Raw genomic sequence first — 18,080 nt, 5'->3', positions numbered from 1 at the left:
TTTGGCGCGATGGTCCGACAGCAATGCGCTTTCCGAACCATAAAATTAGAATTCTAATTTCTAAAGTCTGAAGCGTTCTGTCAATGGCTTCCGCATTCCTGTTTGACAGGAATGCGATTTAAGGCCTCTTAGCCCCTTATGACACGCAAAAATGTGTCCATTCAGCCGGTTAGGCACGGCTCGCCCATTTAAAACCAGGCTGGCGCCTGTAGTATCCTTACAATATAATAAGAACGTTAATTCTATATTGTTGAACCCATGGCGGGCGGGTAGCTTGGAATCGTCGTAGGCACCCTGACGGTGAGACAATCAACATTTCTGGGAGGAAAAATCATGAATGTAGGTAAGGTTCTGAAGATCGCGGCGCTGACGATGGTGGCGACGACCGCCAGCGCGCAAGTCATCGTGACGATCAACTATCGGCCCCCTGAAACCGTGCAGCGCGTGGCCATCCCGGTAAACCCGGCGGAAAAGCGCCTCAAGGTGCTGATTATCAGCGGTCAAAACAGCTATGAGCATGACTGGACCGGCGTGAACAACATGCTGCGCACCCTGATGCAGGACACCGGCCGCTTCGATGTCCGAGTGACGGAGGACTTCGACCATGGCACGCTGGAAATGCTCAAGGCCTACGATGTCGTGCTGCTGAACTATTCAAGCCGGTGGAATTACGCAGACGCCTCACAGCACATCTGGTCCGACCAAGCGTTCAAAGCCCTCTATGACTATGTGCGCCAGGGCGGCGGCTTGGTCGCCTATCACTCGTCGTTCACCTGGGGCCGAGACATTCCAGAATATCGGAAGCTGATCGGCGCGGTGATGACTCCGCATGACAGCCGCCGGTCGCCGCCCGGTGCCTTCCCGGTCCACATCGTCGATCGCACCAATCCCATCACCCAGGGGATGCGGGAATATATCTGGACGTACAACGACGACATGTACACCAACATGCAGATGGATCCCGAGGCGAAGATCCACGTGTTGGCCACGGCCCACGATTCCTCGGCCAGCTACGCCCCCGAACTGGCCGGACCGAAATATCCAGTCGCGGCCTATACGCCTGATAAGCTCAAGGCGATGAAGGGCATGGACGCCGACCATCCACAGGTCTGGACGGCGGACTATGGCAAGGGGCGCGTCTTCTCGATCACGCTGGGGCACGACGAGGTTTCACTGCATTTCGCAGGGTTGCAGACTTTGATGCTCCGGGGAACCGAATGGGCCGCCAGTGGTGCCGTCACGCTGCCGGTACTGGAAGAGGCCAAGGACTTTCCGACCCACTGAATGGTGCCCAACCTCTTCAGATCTAGGGGTTGGGCATACTTATGCGCGCAGGCCGGCCGTCCATGGCGTACGCAAGGTCTGACACCAGCTCAAGCGGGAGGGCCAGGTCGTCGCGATAGACCCCGCCCAGGCGTTGTTCCAGGAAGCCCCGTCGATCTCTCCGCCAGGTGTGAACCGGTGTCGAAGTGGGCCTGTTGGGAAAGGTGAGGCAACGTACAAGGCAGTTGAAGAAGTAAAAAAGAGCAACCATCTGATCTTATTGAAATCAGCAGGGTCATTTATCTTGATGATTTACAGACCGCCGCTCCCCGAAAACTTCTTGAGCTTGCCGGTGGGCCGAACCACGCGACATTTCAAGTCGTTAAAGGTCATGGTCATCACCTGTCCAGTGACAGCCAAGGATACCAACGCGGCGACGTCGGTACAGCCAGGATACCAACAATTTCGTACAGCGACCCTCGTTGGACCACCTGCGCTCGCCTACGACCCGGTGCGACGACGCGCCCAGAGTCTCTTGTAGATCAAGGGGATGGCAACCCGTTAGGCAAGGAAAAACCCCCGGAACCTTGCGGTTCCGGGGGCCCTATTGGCTCCCAGGGAGGGACTCGAACCCCCGACCCGGTGGTTAACAGCCACCTGCTCTACCGGCTGAGCTACCTGGGATCAGCGCGCCTGCTTCGTTTTCGTCTGACCGATCAGTCAGCGGCGCTGCGGTGGGCGGTGATATAGCAAAGCGTTTTTGGGATGGGAACCCCTTTGTTTGGCAAAATCGAAAAAAATATGACGGACCCCGGATGGAGAGGGTTGGAAGCGGGGTGGCTCCTCCGGGAAAAGCTTGGAAAACAGTCCGTTGTGGGTGATAGCCGAAGCAATGGATGATGCGCGTCGCCGGATAGGGCGTGAACCTCGGCGCCGTTTCCCGTATCTCTAGGGCTCACGCCCCGTCAGGAATCCGGAAGCCCATGTCCGACCCCGCCCGCACGCCGCCATCGTCCCAGAAGAATCCCTGGACCGTGCTGTCGCGCGACCTGCGGTATGAAAACCCGTGGCTGCGGGTGTTCCATCACGAGGTCCTGCGCCCAGATGGCCGCCCCGGTATCTTCGGCACGGTGGAGTTCGCCACCGTGGCGGTGGGCGTCCTGCCCGTGGCCGCCAACGGCGACACCTGGCTGGTCGGCCAGTGGCGCTTCGGCGCCGGCCGCTACAGCTGGGAAATGGTGGAGGGCGGCATACCCTTGGCGGGTCCCAAGGCGGTCGGGCCCCTGGCCGGCGCCGCCGAGGAACTGCGGGAGGAGGCGGGCTTGCGCGCCGGCCGCTGGCTGGAGATCCAGCGCATGGACATGTCCAACAGCATTGGTAACGAGCACGCCCATCTTTACCTGGCCTGGGACCTGACCGAGGTGCCGGTGGCGCCGGACGAGACGGAGCAGCTGACCATCCGCCGCCTGCCCCTGCGCGCGGCGCTGGACATGGCGCTGTCGGGCGAGATTCTGGACGCCATGACCATAGCCGCCCTGCTGCGGGTCCGCCTCATGCACCTGGAAGGCACATTGCCGCCCGACCTGGCGCCCCTGGTGGCGGCCGGGTTCGCCGGATAGCGGCCTACTGCTGCCGTCCCTGCGCCACCGCCGCCATGATGGCGCGGCTGCGGCTGGTGGACAGCAGTGTGTTCACGTCCGGGGCCAGGCGGCGGCGCCAGTTCGGCCGCTCCCGGTCGGTGCCCGGCAGGTTCACTGCGTCCACCTCGCCGGCCAGGTCGTCAACCTGTGCCAGCATCAGGGTCGATGGCGCCGCCGCGACGAAGGCGTGGATGGCCGCGGCCAGGGTGTCGTCCAGCTCTCCGTCCAGATCCCCGCCGTCGGTCAGCAGGCCCGCGCCCACCAGCTGGTCCAACAGGCCGCGCTTCTCCTCCCGCCGGGCGGCCCGGGCCTGCGCGTCGGCCGTGTCGTCCAGCAAGCCCAGAGTGTGCTTTTCGGCGATGTCGGCCGCCATCCACCAGCCGGCCAGGGTGGGCAGGTCGTGGGTGGAAACGCAGGCGGCGGCATTGGCCGGCCAGCGCGCCGGGTCGCGGAAGCGCTCCCCCTCGCGCTCGAACCACAGCACGCGGTAGGACAGGATGCCGGCGTCGCCCAGCCGTTCGCGGAAGCCCTCGGGCACGGTGCCCAGATCCTCCCCCACCACGGCCACGCCGGCCCGCTGGCTTTCCAGCAGCGTGCGCGCCAGCAGCAGGTCGAACGGGGCGGCCACATAGGCGCCGTCGCGGCCGGCGGCGCCCTTGGGCACCCAGAACAGGCGTTTCAGGCCCATGACGTGGTCGATGCGCAGCAGGCCGGCATGGCGCATGTTGGCGGCCAGCAACTCCGCGAAGGCGGCGCCGGCATTGGCCTCCTGCGCCAGGGGATTGGGCGGCGGCAGGTTCCACACCTGCCCCTCGGCCGAGAACAGGTCCGGCGGCGCGCCGATGGAGGCGTCCAGCGCGAATTCCGCCCTGTTCCCCCAGGTCTCGGCCCCGTCGAAGGCGGCCCCCACCGCCAGGTCGCGGTAGAAGCCCAGCGCCAGCCCGCCCTGACGCGCGGCCCGGTCGGCGGCGGCCAGTTGGCGGTCGGCCAGCCATTGCAGCCAGAGGGGGAAGTCCAGGCCTTCCGAGGCGACGGGGGCGTCCGTCAAACGCGCCTTCTCGGGCCAATGCGTCCAGGGGCCGGCGTGGATCTCGGCCAAGGCCTGGAACCGGGCGAAGCGCTGCAAGCTTTCGCCGCCGGCGCGGACGAAGGTGGCCAGTTCACCCACCACCGGGTGGTCTGGCTGCCGCCGTGTCAGGTCGCGGAAGCCGGCATGGGCGGCGGCCAGGGCCTGGCGCTTCAGGGCCCACACCCCCGGGTAGTCGATGGCGCGCCGGGCCGACAGCTGGTCCAACGCCGCCCCTTCGGCCGCCATCAGGACGGCGGCGGCGCCCGCCGGATCGGCATCGCCCAGGGCGGCCAGGTCGATGTAGAGGGGGTCCAGGAAACGGCGATCGGACGGCTGGTAGGGACTGGCGCGGTCGCGGTCACCGTTGAACAACGCGTGCAGGGGGTTGATGCCGACGGTGCCGGCGCCCAGCGCCCCGGCGCCGGCACCCAGCCGCGCCAGGGTGGTGAAGTCGCCCATGCCCTGGTCGCCCGCGCGCCGCAAGGCATAAAGATGGGCGCCGATGCCGAAGCGCGGCGCGCCGGCCAAGGCCTGCGGCAGGTGGGCGCGGGGTGGGGCGACCACCAAGGTGGCGGCGATCTCCGGCCGGTTGGCCAGGCAGAGCCGGTGCACGCCCGCCGGCAAGGCGTCCAACGTCACCTCCACCACCGTGCACCGGCGCCCGTCTGGGGCGGTGACGGGCAGGCGCCGGCCATCCAGCGCCACCTTCAGCACGCGGGCCGTCCCATCCTCCAGCCGCAGCGCCAGGTCCAGCGCTGGGGTGTCGGCCAGGGGAACGACCAGGCGCAGCGCTTGCCCCGCCGTGCCCACCACGGTGCGGGGCAGGGGGCGGAACGGTCCCTCTTCGGACAGCCGTTCCAGCCCGTCGCGGACGGCGCCCAGGGTTTCCGCGTCCAGGCCCATGGCGCCCAGCAGCGCGCGCTTGGTCTGGTCGGGCACGGGGTGGTGGCCACCCATCTCATCCCACCAGTCCGGCGCGATGCCGGCGGCGCGGGCGTAGCGGTCCAGCAGGTCGGCCGTGGGCGGGGACCGCCGGCGGCCTTCGTCGGCCGGCTGCTCGGCCAGGACGATGACGCTACGCAGTCCCACGGGGAAGGGCCCGTCGACGGGGGTGTCGGCCCCATCGCACTCTTCCCCGGCACCGCTGTCCAGCACTTGGCGCCAGCCATGGCCGGCGCGGTTCCAGGGCGGGGTGACGGTCCGTGCCTCCCAGGCGCGGTTGACGATGACGGCCACACGGTCGATGTCGCCCGTCTCGGCCGGTGCGGCGAAGACCGCGACCAGCGGCCCCTCGCCATCCCAGTCACCGCCGGCCAGCGCCTGTCCATCGGCGCGCAGCCATTCCACGTCGGGCACGCCGGCGGCATTGGGATCGCCGGTCAGGAAATGGTCGGTGCGCAAGGCCGGGTGCGCCTGCCGCAGGGCGATGGCGCGGCGGGTGAAATCGTACAGGCCGGCGTCGACGGCGCCATGGTCCAGCCAGTTCAGGCGGTTGTCCTGGGCGTAGGCGTTGTTGTTGCCGTCCTGCGTGCGTCCCGCCTCCGCCCCCATGCCCAGCATGGGCGTGCCCCGCGCCACCATCAGCGTGGCGATCAGGGCCCGCATGTCACGGCGGCGGGCGGCGGTCACGGCCGGATCGTCGCTGGGCCCCTCCACCCCATGGTTCCAGCTGGCGTTGTCGTCCGTGCCGTCGCGGTTGTGCTCACCATTCGCCTCATTGTGCTTGCCTTGGTAGCTCACCAAATCGGCCAGGCTGAAGCCGTCATGGGCGACGATGAAGTTGACGCTGCGCGAGGGGCGGCGCTTGGCCCCGAACAGGTCGGCGGACCCCGCCAGCCGCGTGGCCAGTGCCCCCAGCTTGTGGCCGTCGCCCCGCCAGAAGTGGCGCATGTCGTCGCGGAAGCGGTCGTTCCATTCGCCCCAGCCGGCGGGGAAGCCGCCGGGATGGTAGCCGCCGGGGCCGATGTCCCACGGCTCCGCGATCAGCTTCAGGTCGCGTAGCAGCGGATCCTGGGACAGGGCGGATAGGAAGGCGCCATCGGGGTCGAATCCGCTGTCGGTCCGCCCCAGGGTGGCGGCCAGGTCGAAGCGGAAGCCGTCCAGCCCAGCGCGGGTCGCCCAGGTGCGCAGCGCGTCCAGCGCCAGGCGCATCAGGACCGGCCGCTCGACGGGCAGGGTGTTGCCGCAGCCGGTGTCGTTCACGTAATAGCGGCGATCATCGGGGCGCAGGCGATAGTAGCTGGCGTTGTCCAGGCCGCGCAGGCTGAGGGTGGGACCCAGTTCGTCGGATTCGGCGGAGTGGTTCAGCACCACGTCCAGGATGACCTCGATGCCGGCTGCATGCAATGCTGCCACGGCGGCGCGCACCTCCGCCCAGCCGCCCGGCGCCAGGCGGGGATCGGGGGCACAAAAGGCGATGGGGTTGTAGCCCCAGGCGTTGCGGAGACCCAGGGGCGCCAGGTGGCGCTCATCCGCCCAGGCCATGGCCGGCAGGATTTCCAGCGTGGTGACGCCCAGCCGCTTCAGGTAATCGACCGCCGCCGGATGGCCCAGCCCGGCGAAGGTGCCGCGCAGTTCCTCCGGCACCTCGGGGTGCAGGGCGGTGTAGCCCTTCAGGTGGCATTCGTAGATCACGGTGCGGCCCCAGGGCACGCGGGGGCGCGTCACCGGGCCGGGATCGAACGGCCCCTCCACCACCGCCTTGGGCACGAAGGGGGCGCTGTCCACCGTGTCGGCGGCCAAGTCGGCGTCCGGCTCCCCCGGCTTGTGGCCGAACTGGGCGGGGTGGGGCAGGAAAGGCCCGTCCAGCCGGGTGGCGTGCGGGTCCAGCAGCAGCTTGGCCGGGTTGAAGCGGTGGCCGGCGCGCGGATCGAAGGGGCCATGGGCCCGCAGGCCATAGCGCTGCCCCGCGCGGACGCCGCGCACGAAGCCGTGGAAGACGTCGCCGGTCCGCTCCATCAGGGCGACGCGGACGGACTCGGTCGGCGCCTCGCCTGCGGTCCCCGCGTCGAACAGGCACAGCTCGATGGCGGTGGCGTGGGCGGAATGGACGGCGACATTGATGCCATGCGCCGTCAGGGTGACGCCCAGCGGTTCGGGGGTGCCGGGGCCATCGGCGAGGCGGCGGACGCTCACGGTGTGCGATTCCCCACCAGATCGCGATACAGGGCGGCGTAGCGGCGGGCCGGGTTGGTCCAGGACACGTCGGTGGCCATGGCGTTGCGGCGCAGGCGCTTCCACACAGTCTGGTCGGCATGCAGGGCGGCCGCGCGCTGGATGGCCCCCTCCAGCGCCAGGGTGGTGGTCGGCTGGAAGCGCAGGCCCGTGCCCACGCCGCTGGCGAGCGCCATCTCGTTGGCATCGATGACGGTGTCGGCCAGGCCGCCGACGCTGGAGACGACGGGGATGGCGCCATAACGCAGGGCGTACAACTGGGTCAGGCCGCAGGGCTCGAACCGCGAGGGCACGATCAGCGCCTCCGCCCCCGCCTGGATCAGATGGGCCAGCGGCTCGTCATAACCGATGACGCAGCCGATGCGGCCGGGGTGGGCCGCGGCGGCGTTGCGGTAGCCGCGCTCCAGCGCCGCTTCTCCGGCGCCCAGCAGCACCAGCTGGCCGCCGGCGGCGATCAGGGTGGGGATGGCCTCCAGCAGCAGATCCAGGCCCTTCTGCCAGGACAGGCGGCTGACCACGCCGAACAGCAGGGCGTTGGGGTTGGTGGCGAGGCCGAACCGTTCCTGCAGGGCCGCCTTGGCGGTGGCACGGCCCTTCATCTGCCTGGGCGAGAAGGGGGCGGGCAGGAAGGGGTCGGCGGCCGGGTCCCAGATGGCGGTATCGACGCCGTTGATGATGCCGCTCAATTGCCCCGCCCGGGCGCGCAGCAGGCCGTCCAGCCCCATGCCGGCGTCGGGGCCGCGGATCTCCTGGGCGTAGGTGGGGGACACGGTGGTGATGCGGTCGGCCAGCTGCAGCCCAGCCTTCAAATAGCCCACCGCGCCGTAATACTCGACGCCCTCCATATTGAAGGCATGCGCCGGCAGGCCCAGGCGGGGCAGCAGCGTCGCCTCGAACTGGCCCTGGAAGGCCAAGTTGTGCACCGTCATCACCGTGGCCGGCCGCTGCCAGCCGTCATAGACCAGGTAGGCTGGGGTCAGGCCGGCCTGCCAGTCATGGGCGTGGACGACGTCGGGCTGGGGCACGCCGCCCCGGCCCAGGCCGACCTCCGCCGCGGCGCGGGCCAGTGCCGCGAAGCGCAGGGGGTTGTCCTGCCAATCGCGCCCGTCCGGGCCGATGTAGGGGTTGCCCGACCGGGCATACAGGTGCGGAGCGTCCACCACGATCAGGTCCAGGCCGTGGGCCGTGCCGGCCACCAGCCGTGCCGGCCCGCCGAACAGCTCGGCGAAGGCATGCACCTCCCGCCCGTCCTGCAAGGCCTCGGTCACGGCGGGGTAGCCCGGCACCAGGGTGGTGACGGCCACGTCCTCGGCCGCCAGCGCCCCGGGCAAGGCCCCCACCACATCCGCCAGCCCCCCGGTCTTGATCAGGGGAAACACCTCCGAGGCGACCGAGAGCACGGAAATCGGCATGGGGCATCAGTCCTTCAGGCGTTCAGGGCAGGCGTTCAGGGCAGGCGATCAGGGCAGCGATAAGGGCAGGCAAATCAGGCCAGGCGGTCGATCATGGCTTGGGTGATGAGGCAGGTGCCGCTGGCGCTGCGCCGGAAGCGGCGCGCGTCTTCCTCCGGATCCTCGCCCACCACCAGGCCGGTGGGGATGTGGACGCCGCGGTCGACGACGACATTGGTCAGCCGGGCCGACCGGGCGACATCGACATAGGGCAGCAGCACGGCGTTTTCCACGGAGGAGAAGGAATTGATGCGCACCCCGGTGAACAGCAGCGCCCGCTTCAGCGACGCGCCGGAGACGATGCAGCCACCCGACACCAGGGAGGAGATGGCTTGGCCGCGCCGGCCCTCCTCGTCATGGACGAACTTGGCGGGTGGCGTGATCTCGCTGTAGGTCCAGATGGGCCAGTCCTGGTCGTAGAGATCGAGGCCCGGCACCAGGTCGGTCAGGTCCAGATTGGCCTCGGCATAGGCATCCACCGTGCCGACGTCACGCCAGTAGGGCTGGGCCTCGGAGCTGGAGCGCACGCAGGAGCGGGAGAAGTGGTGGGCCACCGCCTTCCCGTGCTTCACGATGTAGGGAATGATGTCCTTGCCGAAATCGCGGCTGGATCCCGGCGTGGCGGCGTCGCGGCGCAACTGGTCGAACAGGAACTCGGTGTTGAAGACATAGATGCCCATGGAGGCCAGGCAGCGGTCCGTGGACCCCGGCATGGTGGGCGGATCCTTGGGCTTCTCCACGAAGGAGATGATGCGGTCTTCCGCATCCACATGCATGACGCCGAAGCCCTTGGCCTCTTCCTTGCTGACCTCAAGGCAGCCCACGGTGACGTCGGCGCCGGAGTCGACGTGCTGCTGCAGCATCAACTCGTAGTCCATCTTATAGATGTGGTCGCCGGCCAGGATGACCATGTAGCGGGGCTCATAGTCCTGGATGATGTCCAGGTTTTGGTAGACGGCGTCGGCCGTGCCCTCATACCAGTGCTCTTCCGACACGCGCTGGGACGCGGGCAAAATGTCGAAGCTCTCGTTCCGTTCCGGGCGGAAGAAGTTCCAGCCGTGCTGCAGATGCCGGATCAGGCTGTGCGCCTTGTACTGCGTGGCGACGCCGATGCGGCGGATGCCGGAGTTCAGGGCGTTGGACAGGGCGAAGTCGATGATGCGCGACTTGCCGCCGAAATAGACCGCCGGCTTGGCCCGTCGGTCGGTCAATTCCATCAGGCGCGACCCGCGCCCGCCCGCCAGCACATAGGCCATGGCGTGTCGGGCGAGGGGACCGCGGCCGGCGTGACGATCGCTGGTTGCCCTATTGAAACGCTTCGCGGGTCCTGTCACGTTCTTCCTCCCTGGGGCGGCTGTTCGCGCCGCCTGAAATTATCAAGTATTGCCCGTCACTTAGCTTTGATGCTCGTCAAGGGCCAGCCATAGGGTGGTCAAGGGCGGCAAGGTCACCACCGCCGAGGCCGGCAGGCCGTGCGCAGGCTGGTCCGTGGCCGTCACCGCCCCCAGGTTGCCCATCCCGGTGCCGCCATAGCCGCCGGCATCGGTATTGAGGATCTCCAGCCATCGGCCCGCCGCGGGCAGTCCCACCCGGTAGTTCGGCCGCGGCACGGGGGTGAAGTTGCACACCACGGCCACGGGCCGCGCCCCCTCGCCCCCGAGGCGCAGGAAGGCGAACACCGACTGGTCCTTGTCGTCGGCGACGATCCAGCGGAAGCCCTCGGGCACGCAATCGGTCTCATACAGCGCACGTTCGCGGCGGTAGCCGGCGTTCAGGTCGCGCACCAGGCGGCGCAGGCCCTCATGCGCCGGATAGGCGAGCAGGTGCCAGTCCAGGCTCTGCTGGAAATTCCATTCGGCACGCTGGCCGAACTCCTGGCCCATGAACAGCAGCTTCTTGCCAGGATGCCCCCACATGAAGGCGTAGTAAGCGCGGGCGGTGGCGAACTTCTGCCAGTCGTCGCCCGGCATCTTCTCGATGATGGAGCGCTTGCCGTAGACCACCTCGTCATGGCTGAGCGGCAGGACGAAGTTTTCCGAGAAGGCGTAGAGCAGGCCGAAGGTCAGCTTGTCATGGTGCCATTTGCGGTGGACCGGCTCCTTGGACACGTACTCCAGGGTGTCGTGCATCCAGCCCATGTTCCATTTGAAGCCGAAGCCCAGGCCGCCGGCGTAGGTGGGCTGCGACACGCCGGGCCAGGAGGTGGACTCCTCGGCCACGGTCATGGCGCCCGGATGCTCGCCATAGACCAGGGTGTTGACGGCCTGCAGGAAGGCCACCGCCTCCAGATTCTGGTTGCCGCCCTCGCGGTTGGGGATCCACTCCCCGTCCTTGCGGGAATAGTCGAGGTAGAGCATGGAGGCGACGGCGTCGACGCGCAGGCCGTCGACGTGGAAGCGGTCAATCCAGTAGAGTGCGTTGGCCGCCAGGTAATTCACCACCTCATGCCGGCCGAAATTGTAGATGGCGGTTTTCCAGTCGGGATGGAAGCCCTGGCGTGGGTCGGCATGCTCGTACAGCGCGGTGCCGTCGAACCGGGCCAGGCCGTGCACGTCGGTGGGGAAGTGGGCGGGCACCCAGTCCAGCAGCACGCCCAGGCCCGCCCGATGGGCCCGATCCACCAGCCGGGCGAAGCCGTCAGGCGTGCCGAAGCGGGCGGTGGGCGCGAACAGGCCGATGGGCTGGTACCCCCAGGACGGGTCGAAAGGGAATTCCGAGATGGGCAGGAATTCCAGGTGGGTGAAGCCCATGTCGGCGGCATAGGGCACCAGCTGGTCCGCCAGCTCGTCCCAGGTGAGATAGCGGTTGCCGTCGCCCCGCCGCCAGGAACCCAGGTGCACCTCATAGATGCTGACAGGTGAGCGGCGCGCGTCCATGGTCTTCAGGTGCGCCATGTGGGCGTCGTCAGCCCAGGTGAAATTGTCGGTGCGGGTGACGACGGAGGCGGTGGAGGGGCGCAGCTCGCTGGCGAAGCCGAAGGGGTCGGCCTTCAGCGGCAGTACGATGTCATCGGGTCCCACGATCTCGTACTTGTAGACGGCACCCTGGCCCAGGCCGGGGGCGAAGATCTCCCACACCCCGCTGTCCAGCCGCCGTCGCATCTGATGGCGCCGGCCGTCCCAGCCGTTGAAGTCGCCCACCACCGATACCCGGCGGGCGTTGGGGGCCCAGACGGCGAAGTGCACGCCGTCCACGCCCTCGTGGGTCTTGAGATGGGCGCCCAGCTTTTCATACAGCCGCTTGTGCGTGCCCTCGGCGAACAGATAGTCGTCCATGGGGCCCAACAGGGGGCCGAAGCTGTAGGGGTCGTCGAACTCCCAGGCGCCCCCGGCGTTGGCGCAGCGCAGGCGGTAGCGGAAGGGGCGCTTGCGCCGGCCGGCCCGGCCTTCGAAGAGGCCGGCGTCATGCACACGGGTCAGCGGCAGGACCAGGGTGCCGTCGGGGGTCGCCGCCTCCACCGTTTCCGCCCCGGGCACGAAGGCGCGTATGGTGACACCCCGCTCCGACACGTGGGGCCCCAGCACGCCGAAGGGATCGTCGTGCCGGGCGCCCAGCAAGGCGTCCATGTCCTCCTGCCGAGCGGTCCAGGATGCCTCGCCTTTGGTCCGCGCCATCAGGCCTCCCTCAACCCATGCGGGGGGCCGGCAGGCCCCAGATGTCTGTCGCGTATTCGGCGATGGCCCGGTCGGACGAGAAGAAGCCCATGTGCGCCGTGTTGATGATGGCCGAGCGCCACCACGCCGCCGTGTCCTGCCAGCGGGCATCGACGGCCCGCTGGGCGGCGTAATAGGCGTCGAAGTCGGCGGCCACCATGAAATAGTCGTGGTGGCGGACGCTGTTCACCAAGTCGCCGAAGCGGCCCGGCTCACCGGGGGAGTAGACACCCGCGCCGACGGCGTCCAGCACCTCCTCCAGCAGGGGGGAGGCGGCGATGACGTCGCTCATGTCGATGCCTTTGCGCCGGCGTTCCTCCACCTGCTCCGTCGTCAGGCCGAAGATGAAGATGTTGTCGTCGCCGACATGCTCCTTGATCTCGACATTGGCGCCGTCCAGCGTGCCGATGGTCAGCGCGCCGTTCAGCGCCAACTTCATGTTGCCGGTGCCCGACGCCTCCATGCCGGCGGTGGAAATCTGCTCCGACAGGTCGGCGGCGGGGATGATGGCCTCCGCCAGGCTGACGTTGTAGTTGGGCAGGAACACCACCTTCAGCAGGCGGCGCACCACCGGGTCGCGGTTGACCAGCCGGGCCACGTCGTTGGCCAGCTTGATGATCAGCTTGGCCTGGTGATAGCTGGCGGCGGCCTTGCCGGCGAAGATCTTCACCCGCGGCACCCAGTTGCCGCCGGGGTTGGCGCGGATGGCGTCGTACAGCGCCACGATCTCCAGGATGTTCAGCAGCTGGCGCTTGTACTCGTGAATGCGCTTGATCTGTACATCGAACAGGGCGTCGGGGCTGACCGACACGTCCAGCCGCCGGCGGATCAGTCCGGCCAGCTCGGCCTTCTTGGCTCGCCGGATGGCACGGAAGCGGTCCACCACGCCCGCGTCGCCGGCGTATTTCTCGAAGTCGATCAGGGCGGCCGGGTCGTCCATCACCCGCGAGCCGCAGCAATCGACCAGCAGCTCGGTCAGGCCGGGGTTGGCCTCGAACAGCCAGCGGCGGAAGGTGATGCCGTTGGTCTTGTTGACGATGCGGCCCGGATAAAAGCGGTTCAGCTGGTAGAACAGGGTGCGCTGCACCAGGTCGGAATGCAGGGCTGACACGCCGTTGATCTTGTGCGACCCGATGAAGGCCAGGTTGCCCATGCGCACGCGCCGGCCGTGGCTCTCATCGATCAGCGACAGTTCCGACAGCACGCCGCCGTCATGCTCGCCCTTCGACCGCACCAGGTCCAGGTGGCGGGCGTTGATCATGTAGATGATCTGCATGTGCCGGGGCAGCAACCGTTCCATCAGCGGAACGGGCCAGCTTTCCAGCGCCTCCGGCAGCAGGGTATGGTTGGTGTAGGAGAAGACGGCCTTGGTGATCTCCCACGCCTCGTCCCAGCCGAAATCCTCCAGGTCGATCAGCACGCGCATCAGCTCGGCGATGGCGATGGCCGGGTGAGTGTCGTTCAGCTGGATCGCCACCTTCTCGGGCAGCAGTTCCAGCTCGCCATGGTGCTGCTTGTGGCGGCGGATGATGTCCTGCATCGAGGCGGAGACGAAGAAGTACTCCTGCCGCAGGCGCAGCTCCAGGCCGGCCGGGGTGGCGTCGCTGGGGTACAGCACCTTGGAGATGGCCTCCAGCCGCACGCGGGCGGCCAGGGCGCCGACGTGGTCGCCCTGGTTGAAGGCGTCCAGCCGCAGGGCATCCGGCGCGCGGGCCGACCACAGGCGCAGGGTGTTGACGTGGCGCGCGCGCCAACCGGGCACGGGGGTGTCGAAGGCGATGGCGTCCACCGTCTCCTCCGGCCGCCAGTAATGCCGGGTGATCTCCTCGCTGACCTCCACCGTCTCCACGGTGCCGCCGAAGCCCACGGAATAGTCGACCTCGGGCCGTTCGAATTCCCAGGGGTTGCCGAAGGTCAGCCAGTTTTCCGGATATTCGCGCTGCCAGCCGTCCTTGATCACCTGGCGGAACAGGCCGTGGTCGTAGCGGATGCCGTAGCCGTGGGCCGCGATCTGCAGGGTCGCCATGCTTTCCATGAAGCAGGCGGCCAGGCGGCCCAGGCCGCCATTGCCCAAGGCCGCGTCCGGCTCGATCTTGCGCAGCTGATCCAGATCCACGCCCAGGTCGTCCAGCGCCTGGCGCACCGGCTCGGTCAGGCCGGTTTCCATCAGGGCGTCGACCAGCAGGCGGCCGATCAGGAATTCCAGCGACAGGTAATAGACCCGCTTGCGCTTGGATTCGTAGGTCGCGCGGGTGGAGGCCATCCACTGGTCGACGATGCGGTCGCGCACCGCCAGGGTGGTGGCGATGAACCAGTCGCGCTGGCTGGCGACTTCGGGATTCTTGCCGACCGCGTACATCAGCTTGGCGACGATGGCCGCGCGCATCGTGTCACGGTCCACGGGCGCCGGCGGCGGCGCCTCATCAGCTATAGGGACAGGGTCTGCCTGGACGGAGTCTTCTGGGGGGACGGACGGGACAGGCTGGTCGATCACGCTGTCATTCCTTTCGAAGCAAGACATCGCCGCATCAGCTTTGCATGTCTGTTGCACCGCGGCAATATTGACCGACACCATCAGATAGGCCGCCACCCGCCCACGTCACTTCTTTGATATGACAATATTTTGCGGGGACGCGCCGCCATGCGACGCCCTGTTGGAAAATCGGAAAAGGGGCCGCGGGCGGTGGTCTCGGCGGTGGCAACTGCGATCCCCGCCCGCTGGTTCCATCGCGGACACCGGGGGCGGGGCATGAGGCCAGGGACAGCGCGGCCGAATCACGATGGACGGCGCGCCTATGGCCGGGTGGCAAGAGGCATGCCGCTTTGCCGGTCTTCGGCCACCGCCCGATGGAGACGGCGGTAGGCGCTCACCAACTGTTCGACGGTGAAGGCCCGGTTCCGCCCACTGGGATTCGGTAGAACCCACACGATCGCCCCGCCAAAAAGTTGCTCCTGAGGGCCCCACGCGGGGGCGGCCTGGCCGGACAGAGCGGCATAGGCGGCCTTTCCCAGGAAGGCGACAAAGCGTGGCGCATAACGCGTGATCTTTCGTTCGAACCGTGCGCTTGCGGCCACGAACTCTCGCACCGCCACCTGTGCCCCCTGGGCCGTTGGGCGATCAACGACGGCCGTCAGTCCACACCGGTATTGCAAGATCGACCGGTCGTTCTCGGGCCTGATTTCCCCCGGTGTGAAGCCGGCGAGGTGGATCACACGCCAGAAACGGTTTCCCCGGCCGAGGAAATGGTGGCCGGCCGCCGCCGCGGCCAGGCCAGGATTGATGCCGCAGAAGACGACGTCCAGGTCGGGCGCCAGGACGTCCGGCAATGTCGGGGTCACCGTCATCCGCAAATGGCACGGACTGCCTTGCGGGCGAATTCCGCAAGATCGGCGCGAGGGGTGCCGGACCGGGCTCGGATGGCGATGGTGTGCATCACCGCGGTCGCGAGCGTCGCCAGCGTGGCCGGGTCCGCGCCCTCCCGCAGCTCGCGATTGTCCTGCGCCATCCGGAACCGCGCCTCGAAGTCCGCGTCGAATTCCAGGAAGCCCGTCATCAGGCTTTCTCTGATTTCGGCGTCCTCCATCGCTTCCGTGACCGCGGTGCCCACCACGAAACAGCCGCGTGGGCGATCGTCTCCCGAAAAATAGATCGATAGGGCCCCCTCATAGGCCCGCATCAGCGAATCCGCCAAGGGCCTGTCCTGGGCAAGATCGGCGCGCATGGTGCCCAGGGCGACCTGCCAATAATAAGCCAACGCCTTGAGATAGAGCGAGCGCTTGTCGCCGAACGCGGCATAGAGGCTGGGCCGGTTCATGCCTGTCGCGGCGGAAAGGTCATCGAGCGAGGTGCCGGAGTAGCCGCTTTTCCAGAATGCGTCCATCGCCCGCCGAAGGGCCTCCTCCGGGTCATAGGCGCGGGGGCGGCCGCGACGCTTCGCTTCGTCGCCATCTTTTTTTTGTACCATATCGCATAAAATCCTTTGACGCGGGTCTTGGGATGGATATATATACTGAGCAGTACAAAAACAAGGGCAGCGCAGTGCCGCCTTCCTGAAAGAGGTTCCATGATGAACGCGCAACGTGAAGGGCCGCCGACGCGCCATTCGGCGCCTCGGCATTCCGGCTCCAGTCCCCCCGGCTGAGGCGACTGCCCGTCGCCGTCATGGGCGACGCTGAAGATCATCCCACTGAAAATCCGACCCACTCGACCATGGAGTAAAGGCCATGAATACCCGGACTTTGTCTAATTCGATCAAATACATCACTGCCGCCGTGCTGGCGGGGGCGGCGGTTCTGGGCGCTCCGGCTGCCATCGCCGCGGCGGCCACCGCGCCGATGGCGGTTGGGGACGCCGCCGCCGTCCGGCACACCTGCCACCAGACGCTGGGCCTGACGATCAACGACGTGGACTATGCCGCCTGTGTTAGCACGCTGGAACAGGCATTGGCTGTGGCCTTGCCCGCAGAGCGGCATAGCGCACCGGGCGGCAGCTCCGCCTGCGCCGAGGTCGGCCTGCTGCCCGGCAGCGCGGGCTATGCCCGCTGTGCCACCAACCTGGAAGGCGCGCTGATCCAGGCCCGCCTGGCCCCCAATTGACCTGGTTCCGGCCCGCGTCCCCGTGGCAGGGGGCGCGGCTGCCGGATCAACCATCCTCGAACGAGAGGTCCCGCGATGGACGCGCAAATCGAAAGGCCGCTTGATGTTCACCCGCCCACGACGGGGGCGGCGAAGTCGGGGAAGAGCCTCAGGGAACGACTGCGCCTGCCCCTGTTTGTGGCGTTCCCTCTGGTGCTGGCCGCGGCGGGCGCCCGGCTGTACATCGCCGACGAACCCTATGTTTCGACCGACGACGCCTTCGTCCGCATGGCCAAGGAATCGGTCAACGCCCGTGTTGGTGGCCAGGCTGTCGACGTGGCCGTCAGGGACAATCAGCGCGTCCGCAAAGGGCAACTGCTGTTCCAGATCGATCCCCAGCCTTACCGCCTGGTGGTCGACCAAGCGGAGGCGCGGCTCGACACGGCGCGCCTTCAGATCGGCGCGTTGAAGGCGACCTACCGTCAACAGTTGGCGGAGCTGCAGTCTGCCCGGGACTCCGCCGAATTCTATGATCGCGACTATGCCCGTAAGAAGGCGCTCGTCGCGTCGGATTTCGCCTCGCGCGCCGTTTATGAGCGGGCGGAGACGGACCTCAAGGTCGCACGCCGGCGCATCTCATCCCTGGAGCAACAAATGGCGAGCACCGTGGTCGCCCTGGACGGGGATCCGGATGTCGCAATCGACCGCCACCCGTCCGTGCGTGCGGCCAGGGCCGAACTCGACCGGGCCCGGCTCGACCTCTCCTACACGGCCGTGACCGCGCCCGACGACGGCATCGTGACACGGGTCGATGAGCTGCAGGTCGGTGACTTCGTCACCCCCGGCGCGCCCGTGTTCACCCTGTTGTCCAGCCAGCATGTCTGGGTGGAAGCCAATTTCCGGGAAACCGACCTGACCCATATGAAGCCTGGCCAGTCCGCGACCATCCGCATCGATGCCTTTCCCGACAGCCGCTTCCGCGCCCATGTCGTCAGCATGAGCCCGGGCACGGGGTCGGATTTCGCGGTCCTGCCGCCTGAGAACGCGACCGGCAATTGGGTCAAGGTGGTGCAGCGCCTGCCGGTGCGCCTGGAACTTGATGGCCCGACACCAAACGGGTCGCTGTTCTCCGGCATCAGCGTCACGGCCCGGGTCGATACCGCGCACCGGCGTAACTGGTTCGCACCTTTTGAGCCCGCGTCCGGGACGGCGGGGGGCGCCAAATGACCGCTGGCCCCCCATCTGAAGGCCGCCG

The 18,080-nt window shown here is 67.7% G+C and carries 10 protein-coding genes, 1 tRNA gene and 1 pseudogene; 4 read left to right on the top strand and 8 right to left on the bottom strand.

Features of this window, described 5'->3' with window-relative positions:
• Positions 1–333: 333 nt before the first annotated feature.
• The gene (locus Y958_RS18640; protein ID WP_088873452.1) at positions 334–1,284 is read left to right on the top strand and encodes a ThuA domain-containing protein; all 951 of its coding nucleotides are present in this window, start codon (positions 334–336) and stop codon (positions 1,282–1,284) included.
• A 587-nt stretch (positions 1,285–1,871) separates the two neighbouring features.
• Here the strand turns inward: Y958_RS18640 and Y958_RS18635 are convergent.
• A tRNA-Asn gene (locus Y958_RS18635) sits at positions 1,872–1,947 on the bottom strand.
• Between the two features lie 299 nt (positions 1,948–2,246).
• On the opposite strand from Y958_RS18635, the gene Y958_RS18630 reads away from it, so the two are divergent.
• Positions 2,247–2,882, top strand: a complete 636-nt coding sequence (locus Y958_RS18630) for an NUDIX hydrolase (protein WP_088873451.1) — start codon at positions 2,247–2,249, stop codon at positions 2,880–2,882.
• Positions 2,883–2,886: 4 nt separating this feature from the next.
• On the opposite strand, the gene glgX is transcribed toward Y958_RS18630, so the two are convergent.
• The 7 genes and pseudogenes from glgX to Y958_RS18595 form a co-directional block, all read right to left on the bottom strand.
• Complete coding sequence (gene glgX / locus Y958_RS18625) at positions 2,887–7,107, bottom strand: glycogen debranching protein GlgX (RefSeq protein WP_088873450.1); 4,221 nt, start codon at positions 7,105–7,107, stop codon at positions 2,887–2,889.
• Positions 7,104–8,558: a glycogen synthase GlgA gene (glgA, locus tag Y958_RS18620; protein ID WP_088873449.1), complete on the bottom strand. Its 1,455-nt coding sequence runs from the start codon at positions 8,556–8,558 to the stop codon at positions 7,104–7,106. Before glgA ends, glgX begins: the two co-directional genes overlap by 4 nt.
• Before the next feature lie 74 nt (positions 8,559–8,632).
• Positions 8,633–9,862: pseudogene (gene glgC / locus Y958_RS18615) on the bottom strand (glucose-1-phosphate adenylyltransferase); the annotation flags it as partial.
• Between the two features lie 129 nt (positions 9,863–9,991).
• Positions 9,992–12,211: a 1,4-alpha-glucan branching protein GlgB gene (glgB, locus tag Y958_RS18610; RefSeq protein WP_088873448.1), complete on the bottom strand. Its 2,220-nt coding sequence runs from the start codon at positions 12,209–12,211 to the stop codon at positions 9,992–9,994.
• A gap of 10 nt (positions 12,212–12,221) precedes the next feature.
• A complete protein-coding gene (locus Y958_RS18605) occupies positions 12,222–14,636 on the bottom strand; it encodes a glycogen/starch/alpha-glucan phosphorylase (protein ID WP_088873447.1) in 2,415 nt (804 codons plus the stop codon).
• 407 nt (positions 14,637–15,043) lie between these two features.
• Positions 15,044–15,595, bottom strand: coding sequence for a G/U mismatch-specific DNA glycosylase (mug, locus tag Y958_RS18600; RefSeq protein ID WP_088873446.1), 552 nt, complete (start codon positions 15,593–15,595; stop codon positions 15,044–15,046).
• Complete coding sequence (locus tag Y958_RS18595) at positions 15,592–16,215, bottom strand: TetR/AcrR family transcriptional regulator (RefSeq protein WP_088873445.1); 624 nt, start codon at positions 16,213–16,215, stop codon at positions 15,592–15,594. Before Y958_RS18595 ends, mug begins: the two co-directional genes overlap by 4 nt.
• Before the next feature lie 259 nt (positions 16,216–16,474).
• Here Y958_RS18595 and Y958_RS18590 point away from each other — a divergent pair, with 259 nt between their 5' ends.
• Both Y958_RS18590 and Y958_RS18585 read left to right on the top strand, forming a co-directional pair.
• On the top strand, positions 16,475–16,846 hold the full coding sequence (locus tag Y958_RS18590; RefSeq protein ID WP_088873444.1) for a hypothetical protein: 372 nt from the start codon (positions 16,475–16,477) through the stop codon (positions 16,844–16,846).
• Positions 16,847–16,921: 75 nt separating this feature from the next.
• Complete coding sequence (locus tag Y958_RS18585; RefSeq protein WP_088873443.1) at positions 16,922–18,052, top strand: HlyD family secretion protein; 1,131 nt, start codon at positions 16,922–16,924, stop codon at positions 18,050–18,052.
• Positions 18,053–18,080 lie beyond the last annotated feature (28 nt).

Source organism: Nitrospirillum viridazoti CBAmc (genome assembly GCF_000730165.1).
In the GTDB taxonomy this organism is placed as follows: Bacteria; Pseudomonadota; Alphaproteobacteria; order Azospirillales; family Azospirillaceae; genus Nitrospirillum; species Nitrospirillum viridazoti.
This window is presented reverse-complemented; position numbering and strand designations above follow the sequence as displayed.

What these genes read in the sequence shown, in the direction of transcription:
- Y958_RS18590 (WP_088873444.1), top strand. Translation starts at nt 16,475, where the DNA reads ATGAATACCCGGACTTTGTCTAATTCGATCAAATACATCACTGCCGCC.
- Y958_RS18585 (WP_088873443.1), top strand. Translation starts at nt 16,922, where the DNA reads ATGGACGCGCAAATCGAAAGGCCGCTTGATGTTCACCCGCCCACGACG.
- mug (WP_088873446.1), bottom strand. Translation starts at nt 15,595, where the DNA reads ATGACGGTGACCCCGACATTGCCGGACGTCCTGGCGCCCGACCTGGAC.
- glgA (WP_088873449.1), bottom strand. Translation starts at nt 8,558, where the DNA reads ATGCCGATTTCCGTGCTCTCGGTCGCCTCGGAGGTGTTTCCCCTGATC.
- Y958_RS18595 (WP_088873445.1), bottom strand. Translation starts at nt 16,215, where the DNA reads ATGGTACAAAAAAAAGATGGCGACGAAGCGAAGCGTCGCGGCCGCCCC.
- Y958_RS18605 (WP_088873447.1), bottom strand. Translation starts at nt 14,636, where the DNA reads ATGCGCGCGGCCATCGTCGCCAAGCTGATGTACGCGGTCGGCAAGAAT.
- Y958_RS18640 (WP_088873452.1), top strand. Translation starts at nt 334, where the DNA reads ATGAATGTAGGTAAGGTTCTGAAGATCGCGGCGCTGACGATGGTGGCG.
- glgB (WP_088873448.1), bottom strand. Translation starts at nt 12,211, where the DNA reads ATGGCGCGGACCAAAGGCGAGGCATCCTGGACCGCTCGGCAGGAGGAC.
- Y958_RS18630 (WP_088873451.1), top strand. Translation starts at nt 2,247, where the DNA reads ATGTCCGACCCCGCCCGCACGCCGCCATCGTCCCAGAAGAATCCCTGG.